This window comes from Rhodanobacter aciditrophus, assembly GCF_042679525.1.
In the GTDB taxonomy this organism is placed as follows: Bacteria; Pseudomonadota; Gammaproteobacteria; order Pseudomonadales; family Marinomonadaceae; genus Marinomonas; species Marinomonas aciditrophus.
The window spans coordinates 529,994-551,601 of the sequence record NZ_JBHTMN010000007.1 but is presented as its reverse complement, the minus strand read 5'-3'; the positions used below and the strand labels follow the sequence as shown (position 1 = coordinate 551,601).

Genomic DNA, 21,608 nt, shown 5'->3' with positions numbered 1-21,608 from the left:
TTTAGTGTGCCAGTTTCAACACTACAACCCCTGAAATGATCAATAGAATGCCGATGTAACGCATCAAAGAGGTGGCATCACCAAACACCATCACCCCCACTAAAAACGTACCCGCAGCACCAATCCCCGTCCACACGGCATAAGCCGTCCCCAGTGGAATGTGTTTTTGCGCCATAAATAAAAACGTGCCGCTGACCACCATGAAAACCACAGCCATCATTAAACCGGGCCATTTCACAGCGGATGTTTGTGCGATCTTCATACCTAAAGGCCAGCCTATTTCCGTTAAGCCTGCCAAAATCAAATATACCCACGCCATACTTGCTACCTCCGAATAAGCTCCTAAGACGCTTGTGAATTTGACGGTCATATTATCTGGATATACGATGCTTTAAAGTTAATTACTATCTAATAAATTCATATATGCAAAACTTAGAACACCTTCGCATGTTGGTCTTGTCCGCTGATCTCGGCTCGTTCTCAGCCTGTGCTCGTCATATGGGCAAAGTACAATCGGCTGTCAGTCATGGCATTAGTAATTTAGAAATAGATTTAAACGTTGAACTGTTTGACCGCTCCACTCGCAAACCGTCTCTCACACCCGCAGGGGAACGCTTGTACCGCAGCGCTAAAGCCCTGCTCACTCAATCAGAAGAGTTCGAGCTGATCGCTAAGGCCATCAACCGACAAGAAGAAGGCACCCTGCGTTTGGCCGTTGACGATGGTTTGATGACCCCAACCGTTTTGCAGGTATTGGGGGAGTTTTCGCAAAAGTTCACTCATACCCAGCTGGATCTAGTGCTTTTGCCCTCTCCTGACATCATTCGACAGGTACAACAAGGCCATTGCGTATTGGGCTTGATGACCTCAGAAGTGGAATCCTTTAAAGAAGTGGCCTTCTCTTATATTGGGCAAATGGAGATGGTGCCAGTGTGTCACCCAGAGCACGAGTTGGCGACGCATTCCGGTGTGACAGAAACGGATTTATTCCCCCACCGTCAGATCACTGTGCGCGGCCACCAAAAAGTAGAGCCTGCGAGCTTGGTTAGCATGAGCCCCAATAACTGGTGGAGTTCGAGCCATAGTGCGGCACAAACTCTAATCGAACAGAATATTGGGTGGGGCTATCTGCCCAAACATAAGATCGAAAGCGAACTCAAACAAAAGCGTTTAATCGCCATTCAAACCGTGTTTGACCAACGCACCTGGGAAGTCCCCGTGGATCTCGTTTGGCCAAAGGGAGCCACCATAGGGCCGGCGCTACACTGGTTATTGAACGCCTTCAAAGACGCCTTTTAAACCCAAAACACCTTAAAGTGACAAGGTTAAACCGCCTTCTGGCAACGGCAGGGCCGTTTTATAGCGCACCTGTTTTAAGGCAAAACTTGAGCGGATACTCGCCACACACGGGATTTTGGATAAGTACTGCAGGATGAAGTGCTCTAAGGCCTTGATGTCCGCCACCACCACCCGCAGTAAGTAGTCTTCGTCACCTGTCATCAGATAGCACTCCATTACCTCAGGGCGATCATCAATGGCGTCCTCAAAGCATTTCAGTGCTTCTTCTACTTGTTTCTCTAAGGTCACATGGATAAATACGTTTAAAGTTAAACCAAGCTTTTCTGCTTCCAGCAGAGTCACTTGCTGCTTTATGAGCCCTTTTTCTTCCAACGCTTTGACTCGGTTGTAGCAGGGAGTGGTCGACAAATTCACCGCCTTGGCTAACTCCGCGTGGGTGATCCGGGCATTTTCCTGCATGTACGAAAGAATACGAATATCCGTCTTATCCAAGCTAACCATTATAAATTTTCTCTAAAAGTAATTTATTGAAGAAAATAATTACTACCTAAGATAAATTCAACAAAAAACTCAGAAAATAAAACTCACCCTAACTGCTTACAATGTATGGATCAGCAATACAGGTGATCTATGCAGAAAACATCTACCTTTCCCACAGCGCCTTTTTCAGGGCTTGGCCTCGCCTCACAACAGGCCGAGCATTTCAAAATGATCGCCTTATTTGTCCTAGGCATTGCCTTATTGGGAGGAAATTGGCCGGTCATGAAGCTTGGCCTAAACCACATTCCCCCTATCTGGTTTGCCGCTGTGCGATTTATTTCTGGCTGCATCTGCTTGATATTGCTACAGGCGCTATCAGGTCGCTTAGTCCTACCAAAGCGTCGAGACTTTCCCATCATTGCCAGCGTTGGCTTGATTCAAATGATGATGTTTACCGCCCTTGGTGCCATCGCCATGTTGAGTGTTTCAGCAGGGCGATCCGCTATCTTGGGTTACACCACGCCCTTATGGGTCACTCCGGTGGCTATGTTCCTATTCAAAGAACGCTTCAGCCCACGCCAACTGGCCGGCACCATCGTCGGCTTTGCAGGTGTCATGCTTATGTTGAATCCTGGGGAGATCAATTGGCAAGACAGCCAAACCGTGCAGGGCAATGCTTTATTGTTGTTTTGCTCCCTGTGCTGGGCCGTGTGCATCCTACACATTCGTCATCACCAGACAGAGGCTAGCGCCTATCAGCTGGCCCCTTGGCAGATGCTCTTAGCCAGCATGTGCTTGCTGCCATTGGCCTACTGGATTGAAGGGGGCTTCACAGGGGATCTAAGTCCGACCTTCTGGTGGGTGATGCTGTATGTGGGGCCTCTGGCCACAGCGTTTTCCTTTGTTGCCATTAACGCGGCAGGGCGCTGGCTTTCCTCAGCGAGCATGTCGAATGCCATGCTCGGTGTCCCTGTGATTGGGCTGCTCACTTCCACTATATTCTTAGGGGAACCTTTAAGCGCATCCCTATTAATCGGAGGTGTGGTTATTCTGGGAGGGATTGTCTGTGTTACTTGGAAGTCCGCAAAAGGCGCTTAAGACACGCCTTTAGTGGAAGATTGACGCCCCCATTTAGGCAACGACCAGTCAAACTTCACGGCACAAACAGACAATAGAATCAAAGCCACCCCCACTAGTTGCCAAAAGGAAATATGGGTCGCAAAGGCAATATGATCCACAAACAAGGCGGTTATTGGATAAATAAACGACAGGATCGCCAACAAGTTCGTCGGCAGCTTCTGAAATGCGTCATACATGATGATGTACATAAAGCTGGTATTGATAGCCCCAAGGATAAATAAATCCAACCAAGCAATATTATTGGATGGCAAGGCTTCCCATTGCACAAAAGGCAACAACATCAGCACCCCGACTCCCATTTGAATCAAAGCCACTAAATAGGGCGGCACACTGCGCACCTGCTTTGTGATCAAGGTAGTAGCCGTGTATAACAATGCAGCCGCCAATGCTAAACCTAACCCCAATACGGCTTCAAAAGAATTACTGTCCCCTTGCAACAAACTGCGCACTTCCGCCATATCCAGCTCAATGACGAACCATAGTCCCGTGAAGGAGACGATCAGCCAAAAGATCAGGGAGCCCGTGGGGGCTTGGCGCGACAAAAACGCTCCCGCCAACACCAACATTAATGGCTGGGTGTGATAGGCCACCGTTGCGATGGAAAATGGGATATAGGAGAAGGAAGCAAACAAAAACACCCAATTCGCCACCAAGGTGACCCCGCCCAACAGCACGAGCAGCAAGATACTGCGCTGCTTGAGCGCTTCGGGTAATACCCCTCGATAGAAGGCATAAGCCAACAACAGGCCACCGCCGATCACACAACGAAAAAACACCACATTCCAAAACGACTGTCCCGAATGCACCACAAAATAGCCAATGGTGCCTGACAGCATCATGGCGAGAATCATCTCAAGATTCCCTTTGGTCATTTCATTTACTTTCACGCTCTAATCTCCTAACGTTGAATAAGCATAAGATTAGAGGCTTTCAACGGGCATTGGCATAGATAAAACTATGTAAAACCAGCTCATAACATTTATAACGTGAGGCAAAAATGCGAAGTAACCTTAAAAACGAAGTTAGAGCATTGGACGGTATCGATGCGAAGCTGGTTTCGCTTCTCAATGAGAATGCGCGCATGAGCATAGCGGAGCTTGGCCGCGCTGTGAATATGTCCTCCCCCAGCGTAAACGAACGTCTAAAACGCCTTGAAGAAGCAGGGATTATCTCAGGTTACACGGTCACTTTAGATCCCGAGCAAATCGGCTATACGCTGCAGGCGATTGTGCGCATGCGCCAACTGCCAGGCAAGCTAAAAGAGCTGGAAGAATTGATCCAATCGATCCCACAGTTCATCGAATGCGATCGAGTCACCGGAGAAGACTGCTTTTATGCCCGACTCTGCCTGACCGACATCCACCAGCTCGACGAGATTCTCAATCGCGTGTGCGAGATTGCTGAAACCAACACCTCCATCGTCAAATCCACCCCAGTCAAACGCCGCCAAGCGCCATTGCTGGTGGGAGGGAGTTAAGGTTGGTTACGCATTTCTCGCACACGCATTGGCATACGGTCGATATCACCAAATAAACGATCCAGATCTAACCCAGAAATACGTTCTTTCAAGCCCCCATCTTTACCAATCAAAATGACTTCATTGTCACTCAGTTGGTACTGGCTCTTAACGCGGTTTAATAAACTTGGACTCACAGTGCCTGGATAATTGGTTTGTAATTCATCATCAGAAAACACAAACCAGATCACATCCCGATCAATGATGCCGTTATTTTCTTGGCTAAAGAGATCGGTCAGCTCATCGCGGTTTTGTTCACTGTTCGCCACTATAATGCGGTTCTCCCAGATCAAATCTTTTAAACTGGTTAATTCACCATTACTGGCCATGGCTGTCTGTGCGAGTGTTGCTGCGGCGAGTGCACAGGGTATTAGGTAACGTTTCATAAACACCTCCTTAATGGATACTAAAGGGCGTTACGCAATCCAACTGTACACAGATCAACCAAAATTACTTCTTTACACTAGAGCGTTGATACATTTTTTCTTTAAAAGCTCTATCACCAGTGCTTAAATCCTATAACGATTAATGACTTGGGACTGGGAATGGCTAAACGTAAAAGAGGTGTATTCGGTTGGATATGGTATGTGATTTGGCGTTTGGCCTTATTGATTGTCGTATTGCTACTGATCTTGCGTTTTCTCCCCCCGCCGACCACAGCCTTTATGCTGCAGAGCCCAACGCCTGTCACTTATGAATGGGTTGGCATACAGCACCTGCCGTCCCATGTGTCTTTAGCTGTAGTTGGCTCGGAAGATCAGCGTTTTCCTGATCACTTTGGTGTGGACTTCACAGCCATCAGTAAGGCCATCACCCAACGAGACGAAGGGGAAACCTTACGCGGCGCCAGCACCATTACCCAACAAACCGCCAAGAACCTGTTTTTATGGCCCGGTCGAAGCTATATTCGCAAAGGCCTAGAAGCAGGGATTGCATTAGGACTAGAAGCCCTCTGGGGGAAAAAACGTATTCTTGAGGTTTACCTCAATATTGCAGAGTTTGGCCCCGGCATATACGGAGTAGAAGCCGCCAGCCAACATTACTTTGGTAAAACTGCGAAACGCCTCACGCCCAGACAATCCGCCCAATTGGCCGTATTGCTCCCCAACCCGAAAGAGCGAGACCCGAACCACCTCACCCCATATCTGAGGGAACGGGTGACATGGGTGGAGCGCCAGATGGATCAATTAGGCACAGGGTATTTAAACTCAGTGCTGGAGTAACGAACGCTTGTATCGATTGCTATGCCTTCACTCACAGATCTAAGTCAGTCGAAAGACAACAACTTTAATCTGCTCCGTATGGTCTGTGCGCTGGGCGTTCTATGGGCGCATAGTATCTTGGTTTATACCGGTGAACCGCTGCCTTGGCAGATTTTTCACATTCGTTTGGATCACCTTTTTGTCGCAGTCTTTTTTGCCATCAGCGGTTTTTTGATTTGCCGCAGTTTACTCGTCAGCCAAGACTTGAAGCGCTATGCCATCGCACGCATGGTGCGCTTATTTCCGGCGTTATGCCTTGTAGTGGCAATAACTGTGTTAATTGTAGGTCCCTCCTTAAGCACCCTGCTGCCCTCAGAATATTTCAGCCATCCAAACACTTGGCAATATTGGCAGAACCTAAACTTGCTGAGCATCCATACCCAATTTGACCTCCCCAAGGTATTCAGTAATGCTCCGTTCCCAAACAATGTGAACGCCTCCCTTTGGACCTTGCCCATCGAAGTTTGGCTGTACGTCATGACCGCCATGGCTTACTGCCTAATTCACCTGATTATCGAACGCTGGCCATTGCTCCCTCGCCAACATCCCCAAAGCCTAATGCTTACCATTGGCCTTGTTCTGCTGATAATACTCAGTCTGTTTGGCAGTATCGCCACTCAACACCGCAACGATGATGCAGGGGTTATGCTGGTCTTCGTCTGCGTCTTTTTTGCGGGGGCTCTGAGCTATTTGGCCAGAAGAGCTCTCGTTCTAAACCTGCCATTTATGCTGGGGCTTTGGCTGGTGGCTCTCGTCTTACAAAATACACCACTGTGGCTCGCCGGCTTCTGCCTAAGCCTTGTTTACAGTGTCCTCTGGCTCGCCTATCGCCCTAATGGAGTGATTCGACGTTTTAACCGCCTAGGGGATTATTCGTACGGCACCTATATCTATGGCTTTATGATTCAACAGAGCACACTGGCCATCTGGCCGACACTCTCCTTCAGTAGCTTCTTAGTGATATCAACAATGGTGACACTAATGTGTGCGGTAGGCTCTTGGCATGGGCTGGAAAAGCCTTTTATTAGGCATTTCAAGCTAAGCTCTTCAGATAGATAAGCTACAATTACGCGGCGCATTTCACACCGCCATTTGTTAAGATAGCCTCCTTTCGATTGGCGCTACCCTGAAGGCTCCCTATGACTGTTCTTTTAATGACTCCTCCTATGACCCAGCTGAATACGCCGTATCCGGCGACAGCCTATTTGACTGGCTTTTTGCGGTCTCGGGGCTATGAAGCAGTGCAGCGAGATCCTGCCATTGAGTTGTTTTTGGAGATGATGACGGGACAGGGTCTCGACATCATGCGTCAGCATGTAGAAGAAAACTTTGAGCAGTTTGAGGATGACGAGCTGCCGGATGTGATTTATACCTTTTTAGCGGAGTTTGACCGCTATAAGCTGTGCGTCGAGCCCGTTATTCGCTTTTTACAGGGCAAGGACTCCAGTCTTGCCATGCGCATTAACTCCCGTCGTTTTTTGCCTGAGGGGCCTGCGTTCGATGCCATCGAGCAGATGGAATCGGTTTCGGGCGATGTGCTCACCAAAGCCTTTGGAGATCTGGGAGTCCAAGACAAAGCTAAGTATCTAGCGACTTTATTTATCAATGACTTATCCTCTGTCATCACCCAAGGGGTAGACCCTTATTTTGAGGTCAGTCGCTACGGCGAGCGTTTGGCTGCAGCCAATCCCACCTTTGATGACCTGTACGATACGCTCATGGGGGAACCTAGCTTTAGCTCGGAGATCCTTGAGCAGTTGATTGAAGTCTATTTAGAAGAAACCCAACCCAGCGTCATTGCCTTAACAGTACCTTTTCCCGGTAACGTATTAGGGGCGTTGCGTATTGCGCAAACCTGTAAAGAGATTAACCCTGACATTCCTGTGGTCATGGGCGGAGGCTTTGTGAACACAGAGCTGCGCGCTCTGAAAGACCCTCGGGTGTTTGAGTTTGTGGACTTCATTTGTCTAGATGATGGGGAACGTCCATTTATCACCCTGTTGGAATACTTTGATGGCCAACGGGAAGTGGACGAGCTTGTGCGCACCTACTTTTTAGCAGAAGACGAAACTGGCGAGCCATTTGTCTACTTTAATGACAACAAAGCGCTGCACGACATTCCGCAAACAGAAGTAGGTGCCCCCGTTTACGATGGCTTGCCCCTGACGGAGTATTTGTCCCTGTGTGAGATGCTCAACCCTATGCATCGAATTTGGAGCGATGGCCGCTGGAATAAGCTCACCATTGCCCACGGTTGTTACTGGAAGAAATGCAGCTTCTGTGATGTCAGCCTCGATTATATTGAGCGCTATGATTATGCAGGGGCAGATATCCTTGTGGACCGTATTCAAGAGCTGATTGAAGAAACCGGTCAAACGGGCTTCCACTTTGTGGATGAAGCTGCGCCACCTAAGGCGCTATTCGCTCTGGCAGAACGCTTGATTCAACGGGGCGTTGTAATCAGCTGGTGGGGCAATATCCGGTTTGAGAAGACCTTTACCCCAGAAAAATGTCAGCTACTGGCGGACTCAGGTTGCATAGCGGTCAGCGGCGGTTTGGAAGTAGCGTCCGACCGACTGCTAAAACTCATGAAGAAAGGCGTCAGCGTCGAACAGGTGGCACGGGTGACCAAAGGCTTCAGCGATGCTGGCATCTTGGTACACGCCTATTTGATGTATGGTTTCCCCACACAAACAGAACAAGAGACGGTGGATGCCCTTGAAATGGTGCGCCAGATGATGTCCCAAGGCTGTTTCCAATCCGCCTACTGGCATCGCTTTGCGGCCACGATCCACAGCCCCATCGGCATTCATCCAGAAGAATATGGCATCACACTGGCAGAACGCCCTGAGACCTTATTTGCAGAAAATGATGTGGACTTCTTTGATCCCACTGGCACAGATCATGACATGCTAGGGAATGGCCTGCGTAAAGCCCTGTACAACTACATGCACGGCATTGGCTATGATCAACCTATGAGTTTCTGGTTTGATCAATCAGTCAGCCGCACCACAGTTAAGAAAGACTTAATCAGCAAAGCTTTCAGTAGCCTCATCGCCAGCAGCTAGAGCTGTCTGGCGACGGACCTAACGTTAGATTTTAAGTACTCAATGCGGGATCAAAGATCAACGAGCGGTGGGCGCAGATTCCCGCAAACATACCGGATGCCACCGCCAAGGTGCCGCTTTGCATTGGGTTAGACAGATCCCCCGCCACAAACAATCCCTTGATGGAGCTCTCTTTCATCTCGTCCACTTTGACCACATTCCCCATGGGCGTTTCTTGCATTGCCAAACCTAGCCGCTCAATCAAAGGTGTATTCATTTCTATCTGTGGCCCAACATAAAGTCCCCCTAGGGGAATCTCTCGACCATCGGCTAACACCACGCCTTGGACCTGTTTCCCCACATGGATCACCCGCACTACAGGCGTTCGCTCGATGGTGACACCCCGGCGCCTGAGCAGGCCAGCCATATCCCCCTCTGGCTCAAATTCCCCTTGAGTAAAAAGCGTTGTCGCCCCCCAATCAGGAATCATGGCGGCCTGATGCAATGACATCTCCGTGGTCGCCAAGACCCCTAGATTTTGATTGCGAAGCTCATAGCCATGGCAGTAGGGACAATGGACAGCACTCTCGCCCCAACATTCAGCGATGCCGTCAATCTCAGGTAGGCGATCACGAATGCCTGACGCCAAGATCACTCGCAGACCTTTGGCTTGCCGATCTGATTGCGTGATAACAGAGAACCCCTCAGCACACTGCTCCAGCCCTTCTACTAAATCTTCCCAAAGTTCAAAAGTAGGGTACGCGTACAACTGGCTTAGACCGATTTCACGAATTTCAGCAGGACTTTTACCATCCAAACCAAACACCCCATGGGATGCTTTAGCAAAACGATTTCGGGGAGAGTTCCCATCGATCAACAACACCTTCCGCTGGGCTCTTACCAATTGCATGGCCGCCGACAGCCCTGCAAAGCTGCCTCCAATAATGATTACGTCATAGGTCATATTTGCCTCCAAGACAGGCTTCAACTATTAAGTAACTTTTATTGTTACATTTAAAAACCCTCAAACGCAATACATGTAACATTAAATGTTTCGTGATAGACTCAGAACCCTATCTATGAGGTGACATCATGCGCAAAGACAGTCGACTTTCTCGAGTACTCCATGTCCTCATTCACTTGGATGCATTTGAACATCCGGTAACGTCAGACACCTTGGCAAAGATGCTGGGCACAAACCCAGTGGTAGTCAGGCGTACCATGGCTTTGTTACGGGAGCAGGGGTATGTGAAATCAATCAAGGGGCACAGTGGTGGTTGGTCACTGGCAAAAGCACTGGGAGATATCACCCTGTTGGACATTCACCAAACATTAAGTGACAGCAGTGTCTTTACTATTGGTTTGACGGACGAGCATACCGAATGCCCTATCGAGCACGCGGTAAACCGAACGTTAAAAGAAGCCATGGATGAAGCAGAAGGAGTGTTACTCAAACGCTTTGGGGAAGTGCCTTTGTCTGAGCTGACGGTTGAATTCAAAGCCGCTTTAGCTAAGAGATAAAGCCTTAAGCTAAGAAATAAAGCCTTTAGCCTTGCTCAAACCCTTCAAGTACATTGACCACATTGGTCCCTAAAGCCTCTGTGGCATAACCCCCTTCCATGATAAAAGCCGTCGGCAGCCGCAAACTCGCAAGCTTGTGACCCACTTTAAAAAAGTCATCGCTCTGTATGGTGAATTTTGAAATGGGATCTTCCGCAAAGGTATCCAGTCCTAGAGAAATCACCAAAGCCTCTGGCTGGAAGCTGTGAATGTTCTCTAATGCTTGTTCTAAACATTGCAACCACTGGTCAAAGTTCGTTCCAGCTGGCATGGGATAATTAATATTATAGCCTTCGCCCTTACCTTCTCCGGCTTCGTCCCCGTGACCTAAGTAAAACGGAAACTCGGTCTTAGGGTCCCCATGAAGACTGATAAACAAAACGTCATCACGATCGTAAAACAGACTTTGGGTGCCATTACCGTGGTGGTAATCGATGTCGAGAATCACGACCTTTTTCATACCCTGCTCCAAAAGGGTTTGGGCCGCTAAGGCGGCGTTATTTAGAAAACAATACCCCCCCATAAAATCTCGCCCAGCATGGTGTCCCGGTGGCCGACTGGCGCTGAACACACTCCCATTACCGTTCAGTAAATACTGGGCAGCACTGACCGCCGCATCGGCCCCAGACTTAGCGGCTCGCCAAGTGCCCTGAGCCAATGGGGTGCCATTATCCATGGAATACAGCCCCAACTTAGCAATGAAATTATCTGGCACCACATCGTCTCTTAGGGTGCGCGTCGGCCAGACAGACGGGAAAGGTTGCAGAGCTTCATTGGCAGGATCCAACGCCAACCATTGCTGCCACGCTGTTTCCAAGAATTGGACATAAACAGGGTCATGGAGAGTATGGATCACACCTGTTGCATCGTGATCGGGAGAAACGGTTTTATGTCCTCGAGCCTGTAATGCCTTGACGATGTTATCCAAGCGCTCCACTGACTCAAAACAAGGCACCTTCTCCCCACGAAAGTACTCATATTTAGGATTGTGATCACGGTAAGAGTCCGAAAGAAAGCAATGCATGAGTCCATATCCTTAAGTTGCTAGCTCAATGGTTCAATATAAGGTCTTCGATCTTCACAAGGCAACTGCTTGCACCCAACACCATTCTTCCCTTGTGACAGTCTGTTAGCTTCACGCACAAATCCTCTTAAAACTGTTACAAATCTGCATAGGTAAAGAATGGCTCTTAAATATATAACTATACTCAAACAGTGTGTGCTTGATCGGAGCCCTACCCATGAGTCTTCAAAAGAAATTTACCCTAACGGTTGCAGCCATCATTGCCATCGTTACCCTCATCATGATCGCCGTTGTGGTTGGTCTGTCTAACAACCAAACAAAGGTCGCCATTGCTTATGAAAAAGAGCAGCTGGGTGACCAGATGGTTCGTTTGCTAGATGTCACTGACACTCTAGTATCCGCACAGGTGCAAAGCAGCATGAAGCTACTGCAACAGCGCGGTATGGCGATTGGCCAGCCAAGCCAAGGTAGCCCCGTCAAAGTGGGAGAGCGCAATCCCCCTAACCTACTGCTGGGAGACAAACCCCAGGCCAACAACTACGATCTCGTTGATGGTTTAACCGCTGTCATGGGCGGCACAGCGACTCTATTTAGCCGTGATGGTCAAGACTATGTTCGCGTGAGCACTAACGTTATCAATAAAGGCGGTCGAGCAACCGGCACCATCTTGGCTCCCACAGGTAAAGCCATTAAAGCCATCAATCAAGGGAAGCCTTACTATGGTCAAGTAGATATCTTAGGTCGCCCATACTTAACTGGCTACGCGCCGATTAAAAAAGGCAATGACACCATCGGCATCTGGTACGTGGGCTACTCCGCTGACCTGAAAGCATTGGAATCCGTTATTAATAAAACCAAAATTCTGGACAGCGGCTTCATTGCCCTACGTGATGGAAAAGGCAACGTACGCCTTCATTCTGAGCACTTAAGCAGTGACGCTATTCAAGACGTTATCTCTGGCAAAACCCAAGACTGGACCATTGACATCTTACCCTATGCTAAGTGGGGCTACGACATCGTTATGGCTTACCCAAACAGTGAAGTGAGTGCGGCATCCACCAGCAAGGCTATCAATGCGGCGCTAGCTGTGATCGCGATCGGTCTCGTATTGATCATTATCATCAGCTTGTTGATTCGCACCCTAGTGGGTCGTCCATTGGGCAACTATGTCAGCGCCATCAAAAACATTGCGGAAGGCGAAGGTGATCTGACAACACGCTTTGACGCCCATGGCAAAGATGAGCTAGGACAAATGGCTTCTGGCTTTAATGCCCTGCTGGATCGAATTCAAAATACGATCAAAGAAGCCAAAGCCGATGTACAAACCCTTACTCGCTCATCCGAGACCTTAGCAGAGACATCCGCCCAGTCGAGCCGTGCGGTCATGGCCCAAACCTCTGATGTGGAGCAAGTTTCCGCCGCAACGCATCAAATGAGTATTGCCGCAGAAGATGTATCGAATAATGCTGCAGCAGCAGAACAACAGGCTCTCAGCGCTAACGACAGTGTCGCTCAAGCGAACCAAACCTTGAGTCAAACCATTCTTAGCATTGAGACCCAAGCCCAAGCTATCGAAACCTCTAGCCAAGTGGTGCAAGAGCTAGTCAATGCCAGCGAAGACATCAGCAAGGTATTGGAAGTGATCAGCGACATTGCTGAACAAACCAATCTATTGGCACTGAACGCCGCCATCGAGGCAGCCCGTGCCGGTGAACAAGGTCGAGGATTTGCAGTCGTTGCCGATGAAGTGCGCTCCCTTGCGAGCCGGACACAGGCCTCCACTGAAGAGATCCGTACCATGATTGAGCGTTTGCAACGTGGCGGCAAAGACGCTTCCGAGCAAATGAGCAACAACAAACGTGGTGCATTAGAAAGTGTCAACAGTGCTAAACACGCAGGTGAAATGCTGACTTCTGTACTGGAATCGGTACGTCAAATCTCTGACTACAACACTCAGATCGCCAGCGCAGCGGATCAGCAACGTCAGGTGTCTAACGAGGTGAGTCAAAACATCGAATCCATTAAACGCTCTGGTGAGGAAAGCACGTCCTACTCTCAAGCCACTATGGAATCGTGCAAACAGCTTAGCCACCTAGCGGATCAACTAAACAGCAAGCTTGGAAAATACCGAGTCGAGTAGGCCCTATCACCAGCCAACGACAGGCAATAAAAAAGCGCCCCATCGGGCGCTTTTTTCGTCTAGCACTTTGTTCAAATGAAGCTCTTAGTGAACAATACCATTTTGCAGCGCTTTCATTTCATCGTGACATTCTTTAGCCTGCACCTTAATACGCAGTAGTGCCGCTTCAGATTCAGGAGTTTGCTCCTTAGACAACGCATCGTCTAGTTCTTCCAGAACACGATCCTCCACTTCTTCCAGCTGGTCCACATAAGTAAATTCGGTGTTGGAAGACAGTTTCGCCACCGCTTGGGTGTAAGTTTCCCGCGCTTTAACCAAGTTGTCAGTGCCTGTTTCAAGATCACCTTTTTCTTCTACAGCAAATGGCTGCAACTCAAAAATAGCTTTGGCTTTCGCATCAATCATGCGATTAAAAAAACCTTGGTAACTCTGGTCATCCACTTTCTCTTTTGCCTTCTGGTAAAACTCGATACCGCTGTTCATGACTTTAATAATGTCCGTGATGTGATGTACAGATTCTGTTTGCTGAAGCATGGCTTCCTCCTTATCTATCACTGTGCGATTTAATGAATGAATATTTACCGTTCGCATTTATAGATTTGAAGATGTGCCAAGGGATTTCAACCGTACTGGCGAGGCTTCACATAGGTTGCAAGCTTGCTACATGTTTGCAGCCAATCCTCACACTTTGTTGTCACTTACCCAGCCTCTGATAAAACACTTAGCACAAAAAATCCCAGCCAAGGCTGGGATTTTTATCTCACGCTTAATGCATCTAACTAGCTAGGCTGTTGCCCAATATGAACCTCTCCTATGGCACCAGCTTCTGGATCGTTGTACACATCTTTATCAACTTGGCCTTCACTGTTGGCCACCACCACAGACACCACCGCATCCCCAGAGATATTGACCGCCGTACGTATCATGTCGAGCAAACGATCCACACCTAAGATTAAGCCAATCCCTTCGATCGGCAAACCGACCTGAGCAAACACCATAGACAACATAATCAGCCCCACACCTGGGACCCCTGCCGTACCAATAGATGCCAAAACGGACATCAGAATGACCGTTAAATAACCGCCCATCCCAAGATCGACATTATAGATGTTGGCAATAAACACGGTCGCGACACCCTGCATGATCGCCGTACCATCCATATTAATGGTCGCACCAAAAGGCACGGTGAAAGACGCCACCGAGTTACGCACCCCCATTCGCTCCGTCACCGTCCTTAAAGTAACAGGAATGGTGGCGTTGGAGCTGGACGTACTAAAAGCAAAAACTTGAGCGTTACGAATCTTGCGAACAAATGTCAGCGGGCTAAGTCCAGAAAACAACTTGAGCACCACCTGCAGTGTGATGAACAAATGGAACATCAGCACACCAATGAGCACTAACACATAGCCCAATAGTTGACCGAGTAACTCCATCCCTAAATTGGCTATCGCACGAGCGATCAAACAAAACACTGCATAGGGAGCAACCGCCATGACCACAGTCACCATTTTCATCATGACTTCGTTCAGTTTTTCGACAAAATCACTGACGGATTCTGCCTTTTTCCCCACCATCAAAATACTCACACCAAACAAGATGGAGAAGAAAATCACTGGCAACATATCCCCTTGGGCCATGGCATTAATGGGGTTAGAAGGAATAATACTAACGATCACATCAGTTAACGGTGGCGACTCTCTGCCTGAAAAGTTAGCTTCCGAGCTGGCATTCATACCTTCACCGATACCAAAGCCCGCAGCAATAATAATGGCTGAAGCAATAGCAATCGCTGTAGTAAGGAGGTACAGCAAGAAGGCCTTGGAGCCAATACGCCCTAGTAATTTTACGTCTCCGATCCCGCACACACCGCAGACCAGAGAGAAAAACACTAAGGGCACCACCAACATTTTTAACGCATTTACAAACATCTGGCCGACAACGCTAAACAGCCCCTCAGTGAGGTAAGCATTGGCCCAAGATCCTGATGCATTCATCCCCGTCAAATTAATGACGAGCCCTACCAGAATACCCAGCACCATCCCCACCAAAACTTTCATAGTGACACTCATAGACATCTCCCTATCCGATCAAAACCTTTCGCGACGCTTACCTGACGTAATGCCTCTCTTACTAAAATTTGGCACAAAATGTGTACAATCGGTAGTTAATGTCATCTCAATGACACAAATCGAATCAACTTCTACGTTCTGTGCACATTTCCCATCGTGGTCTGAGCTGGTCTGACTCTTGGCTATTTAACTGAATATTAATGTTATGTTATAACATTAATATTCGAGAGGAGAGCATAATGACTACCGATATCCCCAAATTACCCGTCACGGTTTTATCCGGCTTTCTTGGCGCAGGAAAAACCACCCTACTAAGTCATATCCTAAACAACCGCGCGGGGCTGCGTGTGGCTGTAATCGTGAATGACATGAGTGAAATCAATATCGATGCTGAGCAAATTCATCAGGAAGTATCACTCAACCGTGGTGAAGAAAAGCTCGTAGAAATGAGTAATGGCTGTATTTGCTGCACCTTGCGAGAAGACTTATTAATCGAAGTGAGCCGTTTGGCCCATGCCCGCCAGTTTGATTATCTAGTCATCGAATCCACCGGTATTTCAGAGCCACTGCCCGTGGCAGAGACTTTTACCTTTACGGACGAAGACGGCATCAGCCTATCTGACGTAGCCACTCTAGACACCATGGTTACCGTAGTGGATGCGGTTAACTTCATGAAAGATTACGAAGCCGCAAAATCCCTACAAGAAACCGGTGAAAGCTTAGGGGAGGAAGACGAGCGCAGCGTAGCAGACTTGTTGGTTGACCAAGTGGAATTCGCCGACATGCTGCTCATCAGCAAAACCGACCTTATCAGCCCTGCAGAGCTAGAGCAGCTACAAGCTATCTTACGTTCGTTAAACGCCCTTGCTGAAATCGTGCCTATGCAGCACGGTAACGTCCCCATTGAAAAAGTCCTCGGCACAGGCAAATTCAGCTTTGAGAAAGCACAACAAGCAGCAGGTTGGTTAAAAGAAATGCGAGGGGAACACACTCCCGAGACCGAAGAATACGGCATCTCAAGCTTTTCCTATGTGGCTCGCCGCCCATTTCACCCGGAGCGCTTCTATAACCTGCTACATAACACGGAACCTTATGGCAAATTGATCCGCTCCAAAGGGTATTACTGGTTGGCGACACGTCCTCAATTTGCTGGGCAATGGAGCCAAGCCGGGGGCATTGCTCACTATGGTTTCGCAGGTATGTTTTGGCGTGCCGTACCGGAGGATCGCTGGCCTCAGGACGAAGAATCCCGCCAAATGATCATGGAGCATTGGCATGAACCCTTTGGAGACATGCGCCAAGAATTAGTCTTTATCGGCCAAAACCTGAAAAAGGACCAGATGATAGCCGCCCTAAATGCTTGTTTGCTGAGCGAAGAAGAAGTTTTAAAAGGCGTGGACTACTGGCACTCCCTCAATGATCCCTTCCCTGCTTGGGAGGAATCCGCATGAGCTTAGCCCAGGCATTTCCCATTACCAACAACCCTAAATCAGAGTTTGTATCCGAGCTCATCGGACTTGCCGAAATCGACCGTGCGACGATTAACATGGTCACGTGGCAGAGGGAGCAATCTGAGTCACTTATTGGAGCCACCAAAAAGCTCTCAGATAGAAGTCCTCACTTAAATGTTCGGGAAGAAGTGACACCGGATTCGGTGAGCAAAGCTCTAACTCGCCATCTTGGCAAGACAGATAACCTAGAGCCGCTCATCAATGACATCTCAGAATTAACCGATGCGTTTTGCTGTTTAATGGGCTGCGATAGCGTGGGCCTTCGATTAGAAGTGGTCGATCGTGCCTCTTGCCCGCGCTTTCATGTGGATCAAGTGGTGTGCCGCTTGATTACGACTTACCAAGGACCCGCGACCCAATGGCTGGCCCATCAAGATGCGGATCGCAGCAAACTAGGACGTGGCAATGGCGGACTACCGGATGAGCAATCCGGACTTATGACATCCACAGATCAGATTCAATCCATCGCTTCTGGTGATGTGGCCCTATTAAAAGGTGAAGGCTGGCCGGGTAACCAGGGGGCAGGGATTATCCATCGCTCGCCCACTATTCCCGCTGGGGAGCAGCGCCTTGTGCTCACCCTTGACCCAATCTTTTAAACCGCTGACTAGACAATCGAGTGCTCGCAATGGCGGGCGCTTTTTGACTTAAGCCCGTGTTTTTAATCGCCGCCACCATAAACTTAGCAAAATCGATACGGCGGACTCGATTGTGCGCAATACGAGGATCCCCCACATGCTCTGCCCATACCGGTAAGCCTTCGCTCTCCCCTTCTTCTAAATCACTACCACGAACAAGGGTCCAATCACGGCCAGACTCAAACACCGTCTTAGCGGCGCGCTCTTGATCACGCAAGTCTGCAAACCTTAACCAACGAGCTAGGGAACCAAACACCGCAGCAAAACAGCGTAAGCTCAAAGGATACTGATCCAAACCGTCCCGACTCAAATGCCAACCTCCGGAGAACACCAAACGAGCCTCTTTTGGCGCAGCGTTTAACACCGCTTCAACCGTGTGTGTGGCGTAGCCGTTTACCCCCCAACAGACCATAACGGTTAGTACCGCATCCACATCAGCCAAGGCCTTAGTCAATGCCCCTTGGTCATCTGTATAGGCTGGCACAACGTCAATCAACCCTTCCCAAAGGGCCAACTTAGTCACGCTTTGCGGGCGGCAAATCACCGTCACACGGTACCCCTGCATCAAGGATTCATCAATCATGTAACGCCCAAGTTTCCCTGAACCCCCTACAATCGCCACATGGGGCTTGTTATGAATGGTGTGATGCGCATGTGAAAACATATGGACTACCTCCTATAATTTTGTATAGGAGAAGTATATTTTTACCTTTATCCTTTAAAAATCGCCCATTATTAAAGATCGGATATACATTTTTGCATGGCAATGAATTATGAACAGCTGGATTGGAATGCTTTAAAAGGCTTTATAACTGCCGCTCGAGAAGGCTCATTTTCTAAGGCGGCTATCCACCTTGGCATGACACAACCCACCTTAAGTCGCCAGATTTATCAGCTGGAACAGTCTCTTAAAGTGACCTTGTTTGAGCGCCTGAGCACAGGCTTGCAACTTACCGACGCAGGTCAACGGCTATTAGAATTCGCTGCACCTATGGGCGTTTGTGCAAAAAATGTCAGTCTTGCAGTGGCTGGTTTAACGGAATCTTTGGAAGGAGAAGTCAGCCTTTCTGTCAGTGAAATTGACGCTCTGTTTCGCATACCAGACTTGGTGGACTACATATGTCAGCAGGCTCCAACAATCGAGCTAACCATTCATGTAAGTAATCAGGTCTCAGATATCAAACGCCGAGATGCAGACATTGCCATTCGCAGCTTTAGACCAAAGGACGAAGATCTGATCGCACGCAAATTAATGGATGAGCCCATCTGGTTTTACGGCACGCCAGATTACCTTGCCCAATTTGCAACTAACCGTACCAAAGCTGCTATTCAGGGCATGCAGATTATCGGATTTGAGCGTAATGACGAACTCATCAACCATCTAGTTCCCTTAGGTTGGCCTGTCAGTACTGCCAACTTTAGATTGGTGACCAGCTTTCAACCCCTGCAATGGCAACTGGTATTACGAGGGCATGGACTTGGCTTTTTCCCAGAGGCTATCGGTGATAACGAACCTCGTCTCAACCGAGCATTCCAAGGGTTTGGTCCAGTAATGACCTTACCCCTTTGGTTGGTCACACACAGGGAGCTAAGGACCAGCCCCCGCATAAATAAGGTATTTGCATTGATCGGAGAATGGTTCGAAAAACAGACGCTGTAACCCACTCAATTGCCTATACGCGTCACTTTACCCATGTAAGCAATCTGTTCTCATGCAGCAAAAAACGCAAAATAACACTATAAGCAGGCAAAATACTATCAACCACAAGAGGAGAGACGTTAACTTTTGAGAGACTCCATGCATCAGGGTTACAGCTGATCAAAATAAGTACAGCTATGATAAACACCTAATAATTCGTTAAAAATGTGTATAAATTTCAGACAATTAAAAAATTATCTAACTAAACTCTCACTCTTAAATATTAGTCATTGACCGGTAGGGAAACGTCGCTTTAGCCCACAAGACTTAAGGGGTACAACTACTTTAGAACCTTTAAATATAAGCTTAACTAATGGCTTTCATTATTTCTTAGTCAGTTTACTGCCCCATGAAATTTGCATACTTTGTGTACATAACTATGACATGAGGGACACCAATGGCTAATTCTAAGCATTCTGATACGGATTACGTGATAGTCGCCGATCAGGGTCTATTCCGTGATGTAAACCCACCCATGGCGATGCTATCCAAGTTCGTCATTCTCGCATTCGTTCTGTTTACCATTTCTGACGTTGAACTAGCCGGTAGCATTTTTAGCGGCATGCAAAACTGGATTCAAAGCACTTTGGATTGGTTCTACATAGCGTCCATGTGTATTTTCATCCTTTTTATCTTTTGGTTGATGACGTCTAAATACGGCAATATCCGCTTAGGTCGTAAAGATGAGCGTCCTGAATTCAGCTATTTCTCTTGGTTCTCCATGCTGTTCGGCGCTGGTATGGGTATCGGCTTACTGTTTTGGTCCATTGCCGAGCCTATGTACCACATTCAGAGCAATCCATTTTTAGCGGAAGGGACTGCGAATACCATGGCAGGGGCTTACACGGCCATGCAGGTGACTTTCTTACATTGGGGACTCCATGGCTGGGCCGTTTATGTGATCGTTGGGTTGGCGTTAGCCTACTTCACCTTCCGTCATAACTTACCCCTGACGATTCGCTCCGCCCTATACCCATTGTTTGGGGATGAAATCTTTGGCTGGCGCGGACACATTGCCGACATCCTAGCGGTGTTTGGTACGGTATTTGGTGTCGCGACCACTCTGGGCTTAGGGGCCGGTCAAATTAACGCGGGCCTTAATTACTTATTCGATGTGCCCATCGGTACTACGTCACAGGTATGGATCATTGGTGTTGTCTCGGTCGTCGCAACCGTTTCTGCTGTGACAGGGGTAGGCAAAGGCATCAAGATCTTATCTGAAATGAACATGTGGCTGTCGGTGATTTTAATCACAGTGTTCTTGGTCGCAGGCCCAACGGTCTTCTTACTGGGCTTCTTCGTGACAAACGTAGGGGAATACGTTGCTAACTTCATCCCTATGGGCTTCTGGGTCGATCCTGATCCTGAAGGTCAATGGCAAGGCTGGTGGACAGTGTTCTACTGGGGGTGGTGGATTGCTTGGGCACCATTTGTCGGTATGTTCATTGCCCGTGTATCCCGTGGTCGTACGATCCGTGAATTCTGTCTAGGGGTCTTGTTAGTACCAACCTTAGTGACCTTCTTCTGGATGTCGATCTTTGGTGGCACAGGTATGTACATGGAGCTGTTTGCAGACGGTGGCTTCGGTACTGGCGCGGTAATGAATGCCGTGAACGAGAATATCTCAAAACCTTTGTTCGTGGTGATCGAGCAGCTTGATTTAGGCTTGCTTACTAACATCGTCGCTTTGATCTCTATCGTATTGATCATTACTTACTTCGTCACGTCTTCGGACTCGGGTACCCTAGTGATCACAACCTTAGTGAGTATGGGTAGCAATGAGCCGCCACATAGCTACCGTATTTTCTGGGGTATGGGTCAAGGTGCAGTTGCTGCCGTATTGCTGCTCGCAGGTGGCTTGAAGGCCCTGCAAACCGCCTCTCTTGCAGCGGGTCTACCGTTTGCCTTCATCATGTTTTTAATGATGTGGAGTTTGGTGAAAGCCCTTAAAGCTGACCATGAAGATTTACATGTCACTGAGTTGGCACCATTAAAAAACACCAACCGTACTGACCATTATATCTCTCAAGTACAAAATGCCAGCTAAGCCAATCACTTACTGAGCAATTTATAGAAAATCCCCTAGCCGGAAAACGCCGGTTAGGGGATTTTTTTGATCTCAAATCTAGGCGCGATCAATTTTGATAATTCTCAGCAAGCCCCCGTTAAACGGCGAATGCGGCTTTCTTAGAAACCCAATCTGTTTTAGTATCGTTATCTTAA

At 48.3% G+C, this 21,608-nt stretch carries 21 protein-coding genes; 12 read left to right on the top strand and 9 right to left on the bottom strand.

Translation table 11 applies throughout. The features are described 5' to 3' along the window. Nucleotide 1: 1 nt before the first annotated feature. The gene (locus ACFQ45_RS07925; protein ID WP_377366468.1) at nt 2–319 is read right to left on the bottom strand and encodes a DMT family transporter; all 318 of its coding nucleotides are present in this window, start codon (nt 317–319) and stop codon (nt 2–4) included. 104 nt (nt 320–423) lie between these two features. On the opposite strand from ACFQ45_RS07925, the gene ACFQ45_RS07920 reads away from it, so the two are divergent. After that, complete coding sequence (locus tag ACFQ45_RS07920; protein WP_377366467.1) at nt 424–1,299, top strand: LysR family transcriptional regulator; 876 nt, start codon at nt 424–426, stop codon at nt 1,297–1,299. Between the two features lie 12 nt (nt 1,300–1,311). Here the strand turns inward: ACFQ45_RS07920 and ACFQ45_RS07915 are convergent, their stop codons facing one another. Beyond that, a complete protein-coding gene (locus ACFQ45_RS07915) occupies nt 1,312–1,800 on the bottom strand; it encodes an Lrp/AsnC family transcriptional regulator (protein WP_377366466.1) in 489 nt (162 codons plus the stop codon). 129 nt (nt 1,801–1,929) lie between these two features. On the opposite strand from ACFQ45_RS07915, the gene ACFQ45_RS07910 reads away from it, so the two are divergent. After that, complete coding sequence (locus tag ACFQ45_RS07910) at nt 1,930–2,877, top strand: DMT family transporter (protein WP_377366465.1); 948 nt, start codon at nt 1,930–1,932, stop codon at nt 2,875–2,877. On the opposite strand, the gene ACFQ45_RS07905 is transcribed toward ACFQ45_RS07910, so the two are convergent. Next, a complete protein-coding gene (locus tag ACFQ45_RS07905) occupies nt 2,874–3,806 on the bottom strand; it encodes a DMT family transporter (protein WP_377366464.1) in 933 nt (310 codons plus the stop codon). The two genes, ACFQ45_RS07910 and ACFQ45_RS07905, sit on opposite strands and share 4 nt — an antisense overlap. Before the next feature lie 110 nt (nt 3,807–3,916). Between ACFQ45_RS07905 and ACFQ45_RS07900 the strand changes: the two genes are divergently transcribed. Next, nucleotides 3,917–4,396: an Lrp/AsnC family transcriptional regulator gene (locus tag ACFQ45_RS07900; protein WP_377366463.1), complete on the top strand. Its 480-nt coding sequence runs from the start codon at nt 3,917–3,919 to the stop codon at nt 4,394–4,396. On the opposite strand, the gene ACFQ45_RS07895 is transcribed toward ACFQ45_RS07900, so the two are convergent. Further along, the gene (locus tag ACFQ45_RS07895) at nt 4,393–4,821 is read right to left on the bottom strand and encodes a DUF4174 domain-containing protein (RefSeq protein ID WP_377366462.1); all 429 of its coding nucleotides are present in this window, start codon (nt 4,819–4,821) and stop codon (nt 4,393–4,395) included. The genes ACFQ45_RS07900 and ACFQ45_RS07895 overlap by 4 nt on opposite strands. 159 nt (nt 4,822–4,980) lie before the next feature. Between ACFQ45_RS07895 and mtgA the strand changes: the two genes are divergently transcribed. The 3 genes from mtgA to ACFQ45_RS07880 all read left to right on the top strand — a co-directional run bounded on the left by mtgA (nt 4,981) and on the right by ACFQ45_RS07880 (nt 8,765). Continuing rightward, nucleotides 4,981–5,658 (top strand): monofunctional biosynthetic peptidoglycan transglycosylase, encoded by a 678-nt coding sequence (gene mtgA / locus ACFQ45_RS07890; RefSeq protein ID WP_377366461.1) that lies wholly within the window; start codon nt 4,981–4,983, stop codon nt 5,656–5,658. 21 nt (nt 5,659–5,679) lie between these two features. Next, a complete protein-coding gene (locus ACFQ45_RS07885) occupies nt 5,680–6,756 on the top strand; it encodes an acyltransferase family protein (protein ID WP_377366460.1) in 1,077 nt (358 codons plus the stop codon). 80 nt (nt 6,757–6,836) lie between these two features. Continuing rightward, on the top strand, nt 6,837–8,765 hold the full coding sequence (locus ACFQ45_RS07880) for a B12-binding domain-containing radical SAM protein (protein ID WP_377366459.1): 1,929 nt from the start codon (nt 6,837–6,839) through the stop codon (nt 8,763–8,765). A 31-nt stretch (nt 8,766–8,796) separates the two neighbouring features. Here ACFQ45_RS07880 and ACFQ45_RS07875 read toward each other — a convergent pair whose 3' ends face one another. Continuing rightward, nucleotides 8,797–9,708 (bottom strand): NAD(P)/FAD-dependent oxidoreductase, encoded by a 912-nt coding sequence (locus tag ACFQ45_RS07875; RefSeq protein WP_377366458.1) that lies wholly within the window; start codon nt 9,706–9,708, stop codon nt 8,797–8,799. A gap of 128 nt (nt 9,709–9,836) precedes the next feature. Between ACFQ45_RS07875 and ACFQ45_RS07870 the strand changes: the two genes are divergently transcribed. Beyond that, nucleotides 9,837–10,265, top strand: a complete 429-nt coding sequence (locus ACFQ45_RS07870) for an Rrf2 family transcriptional regulator (RefSeq protein ID WP_377366457.1) — start codon at nt 9,837–9,839, stop codon at nt 10,263–10,265. A 25-nt stretch (nt 10,266–10,290) separates the two neighbouring features. Here the strand turns inward: ACFQ45_RS07870 and ACFQ45_RS07865 are convergent, their stop codons facing one another. Then, on the bottom strand, nt 10,291–11,328 hold the full coding sequence (locus ACFQ45_RS07865) for a histone deacetylase family protein (protein ID WP_377366456.1): 1,038 nt from the start codon (nt 11,326–11,328) through the stop codon (nt 10,291–10,293). 217 nt (nt 11,329–11,545) lie between these two features. On the opposite strand from ACFQ45_RS07865, the gene ACFQ45_RS07860 reads away from it, so the two are divergent. Beyond that, entirely contained in the window at nt 11,546–13,468 is a 1,923-nt protein-coding gene (locus tag ACFQ45_RS07860; RefSeq protein ID WP_377366455.1) for a methyl-accepting chemotaxis protein, read from the top strand. A gap of 84 nt (nt 13,469–13,552) precedes the next feature. On the opposite strand, the gene ACFQ45_RS07855 is transcribed toward ACFQ45_RS07860, so the two are convergent. Together ACFQ45_RS07855 and ACFQ45_RS07850 are read right to left on the bottom strand one after the other, a co-directional pair. Continuing rightward, nucleotides 13,553–14,002, bottom strand: coding sequence for a PA2169 family four-helix-bundle protein (locus ACFQ45_RS07855; RefSeq protein ID WP_377366454.1), 450 nt, complete (start codon nt 14,000–14,002; stop codon nt 13,553–13,555). A gap of 245 nt (nt 14,003–14,247) precedes the next feature. Continuing rightward, nucleotides 14,248–15,537, bottom strand: coding sequence for a dicarboxylate/amino acid:cation symporter (locus ACFQ45_RS07850; protein ID WP_377366453.1), 1,290 nt, complete (start codon nt 15,535–15,537; stop codon nt 14,248–14,250). 239 nt (nt 15,538–15,776) lie between these two features. On the opposite strand from ACFQ45_RS07850, the gene zigA reads away from it, so the two are divergent. Both zigA and ACFQ45_RS07840 read left to right on the top strand, forming a co-directional pair. Next, nucleotides 15,777–16,988 (top strand): zinc metallochaperone GTPase ZigA, encoded by a 1,212-nt coding sequence (gene zigA, locus ACFQ45_RS07845; RefSeq protein ID WP_377366452.1) that lies wholly within the window; start codon nt 15,777–15,779, stop codon nt 16,986–16,988. Continuing rightward, nucleotides 16,985–17,647: a DUF1826 domain-containing protein gene (locus ACFQ45_RS07840; protein WP_377366451.1), complete on the top strand. Its 663-nt coding sequence runs from the start codon at nt 16,985–16,987 to the stop codon at nt 17,645–17,647. The genes zigA and ACFQ45_RS07840 overlap by 4 nt, the downstream gene beginning before the upstream one ends. Here ACFQ45_RS07840 and ACFQ45_RS07835 read toward each other — a convergent pair. Continuing rightward, complete coding sequence (locus ACFQ45_RS07835) at nt 17,625–18,350, bottom strand: NAD(P)-dependent oxidoreductase (RefSeq protein ID WP_377366450.1); 726 nt, start codon at nt 18,348–18,350, stop codon at nt 17,625–17,627. The two genes, ACFQ45_RS07840 and ACFQ45_RS07835, sit on opposite strands and share 23 nt — an antisense overlap. A 96-nt stretch (nt 18,351–18,446) precedes the next feature. On the opposite strand from ACFQ45_RS07835, the gene ACFQ45_RS07830 reads away from it, so the two are divergent. Both ACFQ45_RS07830 and ACFQ45_RS07825 read left to right on the top strand, forming a co-directional pair. After that, nucleotides 18,447–19,346 carry a LysR family transcriptional regulator gene (locus tag ACFQ45_RS07830; protein WP_377366449.1) on the top strand — a complete coding sequence of 300 codons (900 nt, stop codon included), beginning with the start codon at nt 18,447–18,449 and terminating at the stop codon, nt 19,344–19,346. Between the two features lie 436 nt (nt 19,347–19,782). Continuing rightward, complete coding sequence (locus tag ACFQ45_RS07825) at nt 19,783–21,432, top strand: BCCT family transporter (RefSeq protein WP_377366448.1); 1,650 nt, start codon at nt 19,783–19,785, stop codon at nt 21,430–21,432. Nucleotides 21,433–21,608: the final 176 nt, after the last annotated feature.

Excerpts from the sequence above, each read along its gene's own strand:
- ACFQ45_RS07925 (WP_377366468.1), bottom strand. The coding sequence starts at position 319 with ATGGCGTGGGTATATTTGATTTTGGCAGGCTTAACGGAAATAGGCTGG.
- ACFQ45_RS07920 (WP_377366467.1), top strand. The coding sequence starts at position 424 with ATGCAAAACTTAGAACACCTTCGCATGTTGGTCTTGTCCGCTGATCTC.
- ACFQ45_RS07915 (WP_377366466.1), bottom strand. The coding sequence starts at position 1,800 with ATGGTTAGCTTGGATAAGACGGATATTCGTATTCTTTCGTACATGCAG.
- ACFQ45_RS07910 (WP_377366465.1), top strand. The coding sequence starts at position 1,930 with ATGCAGAAAACATCTACCTTTCCCACAGCGCCTTTTTCAGGGCTTGGC.
- ACFQ45_RS07900 (WP_377366463.1), top strand. The coding sequence starts at position 3,917 with ATGCGAAGTAACCTTAAAAACGAAGTTAGAGCATTGGACGGTATCGAT.
- ACFQ45_RS07895 (WP_377366462.1), bottom strand. The coding sequence starts at position 4,821 with ATGAAACGTTACCTAATACCCTGTGCACTCGCCGCAGCAACACTCGCA.
- mtgA (WP_377366461.1), top strand. The coding sequence starts at position 4,981 with ATGGCTAAACGTAAAAGAGGTGTATTCGGTTGGATATGGTATGTGATT.
- ACFQ45_RS07885 (WP_377366460.1), top strand. The coding sequence starts at position 5,680 with ATGCCTTCACTCACAGATCTAAGTCAGTCGAAAGACAACAACTTTAAT.
- ACFQ45_RS07880 (WP_377366459.1), top strand. The coding sequence starts at position 6,837 with ATGACTGTTCTTTTAATGACTCCTCCTATGACCCAGCTGAATACGCCG.
- ACFQ45_RS07875 (WP_377366458.1), bottom strand. The coding sequence starts at position 9,708 with ATGACCTATGACGTAATCATTATTGGAGGCAGCTTTGCAGGGCTGTCG.
- ACFQ45_RS07870 (WP_377366457.1), top strand. The coding sequence starts at position 9,837 with ATGCGCAAAGACAGTCGACTTTCTCGAGTACTCCATGTCCTCATTCAC.
- ACFQ45_RS07865 (WP_377366456.1), bottom strand. The coding sequence starts at position 11,328 with ATGCATTGCTTTCTTTCGGACTCTTACCGTGATCACAATCCTAAATAT.
- ACFQ45_RS07860 (WP_377366455.1), top strand. The coding sequence starts at position 11,546 with ATGAGTCTTCAAAAGAAATTTACCCTAACGGTTGCAGCCATCATTGCC.
- ACFQ45_RS07855 (WP_377366454.1), bottom strand. The coding sequence starts at position 14,002 with ATGCTTCAGCAAACAGAATCTGTACATCACATCACGGACATTATTAAA.
- ACFQ45_RS07850 (WP_377366453.1), bottom strand. The coding sequence starts at position 15,537 with ATGAGTGTCACTATGAAAGTTTTGGTGGGGATGGTGCTGGGTATTCTG.
- zigA (WP_377366452.1), top strand. The coding sequence starts at position 15,777 with ATGACTACCGATATCCCCAAATTACCCGTCACGGTTTTATCCGGCTTT.
- ACFQ45_RS07840 (WP_377366451.1), top strand. The coding sequence starts at position 16,985 with ATGAGCTTAGCCCAGGCATTTCCCATTACCAACAACCCTAAATCAGAG.
- ACFQ45_RS07835 (WP_377366450.1), bottom strand. The coding sequence starts at position 18,350 with ATGTTTTCACATGCGCATCACACCATTCATAACAAGCCCCATGTGGCG.
- ACFQ45_RS07830 (WP_377366449.1), top strand. The coding sequence starts at position 18,447 with ATGGCAATGAATTATGAACAGCTGGATTGGAATGCTTTAAAAGGCTTT.
- ACFQ45_RS07825 (WP_377366448.1), top strand. The coding sequence starts at position 19,783 with ATGGCTAATTCTAAGCATTCTGATACGGATTACGTGATAGTCGCCGAT.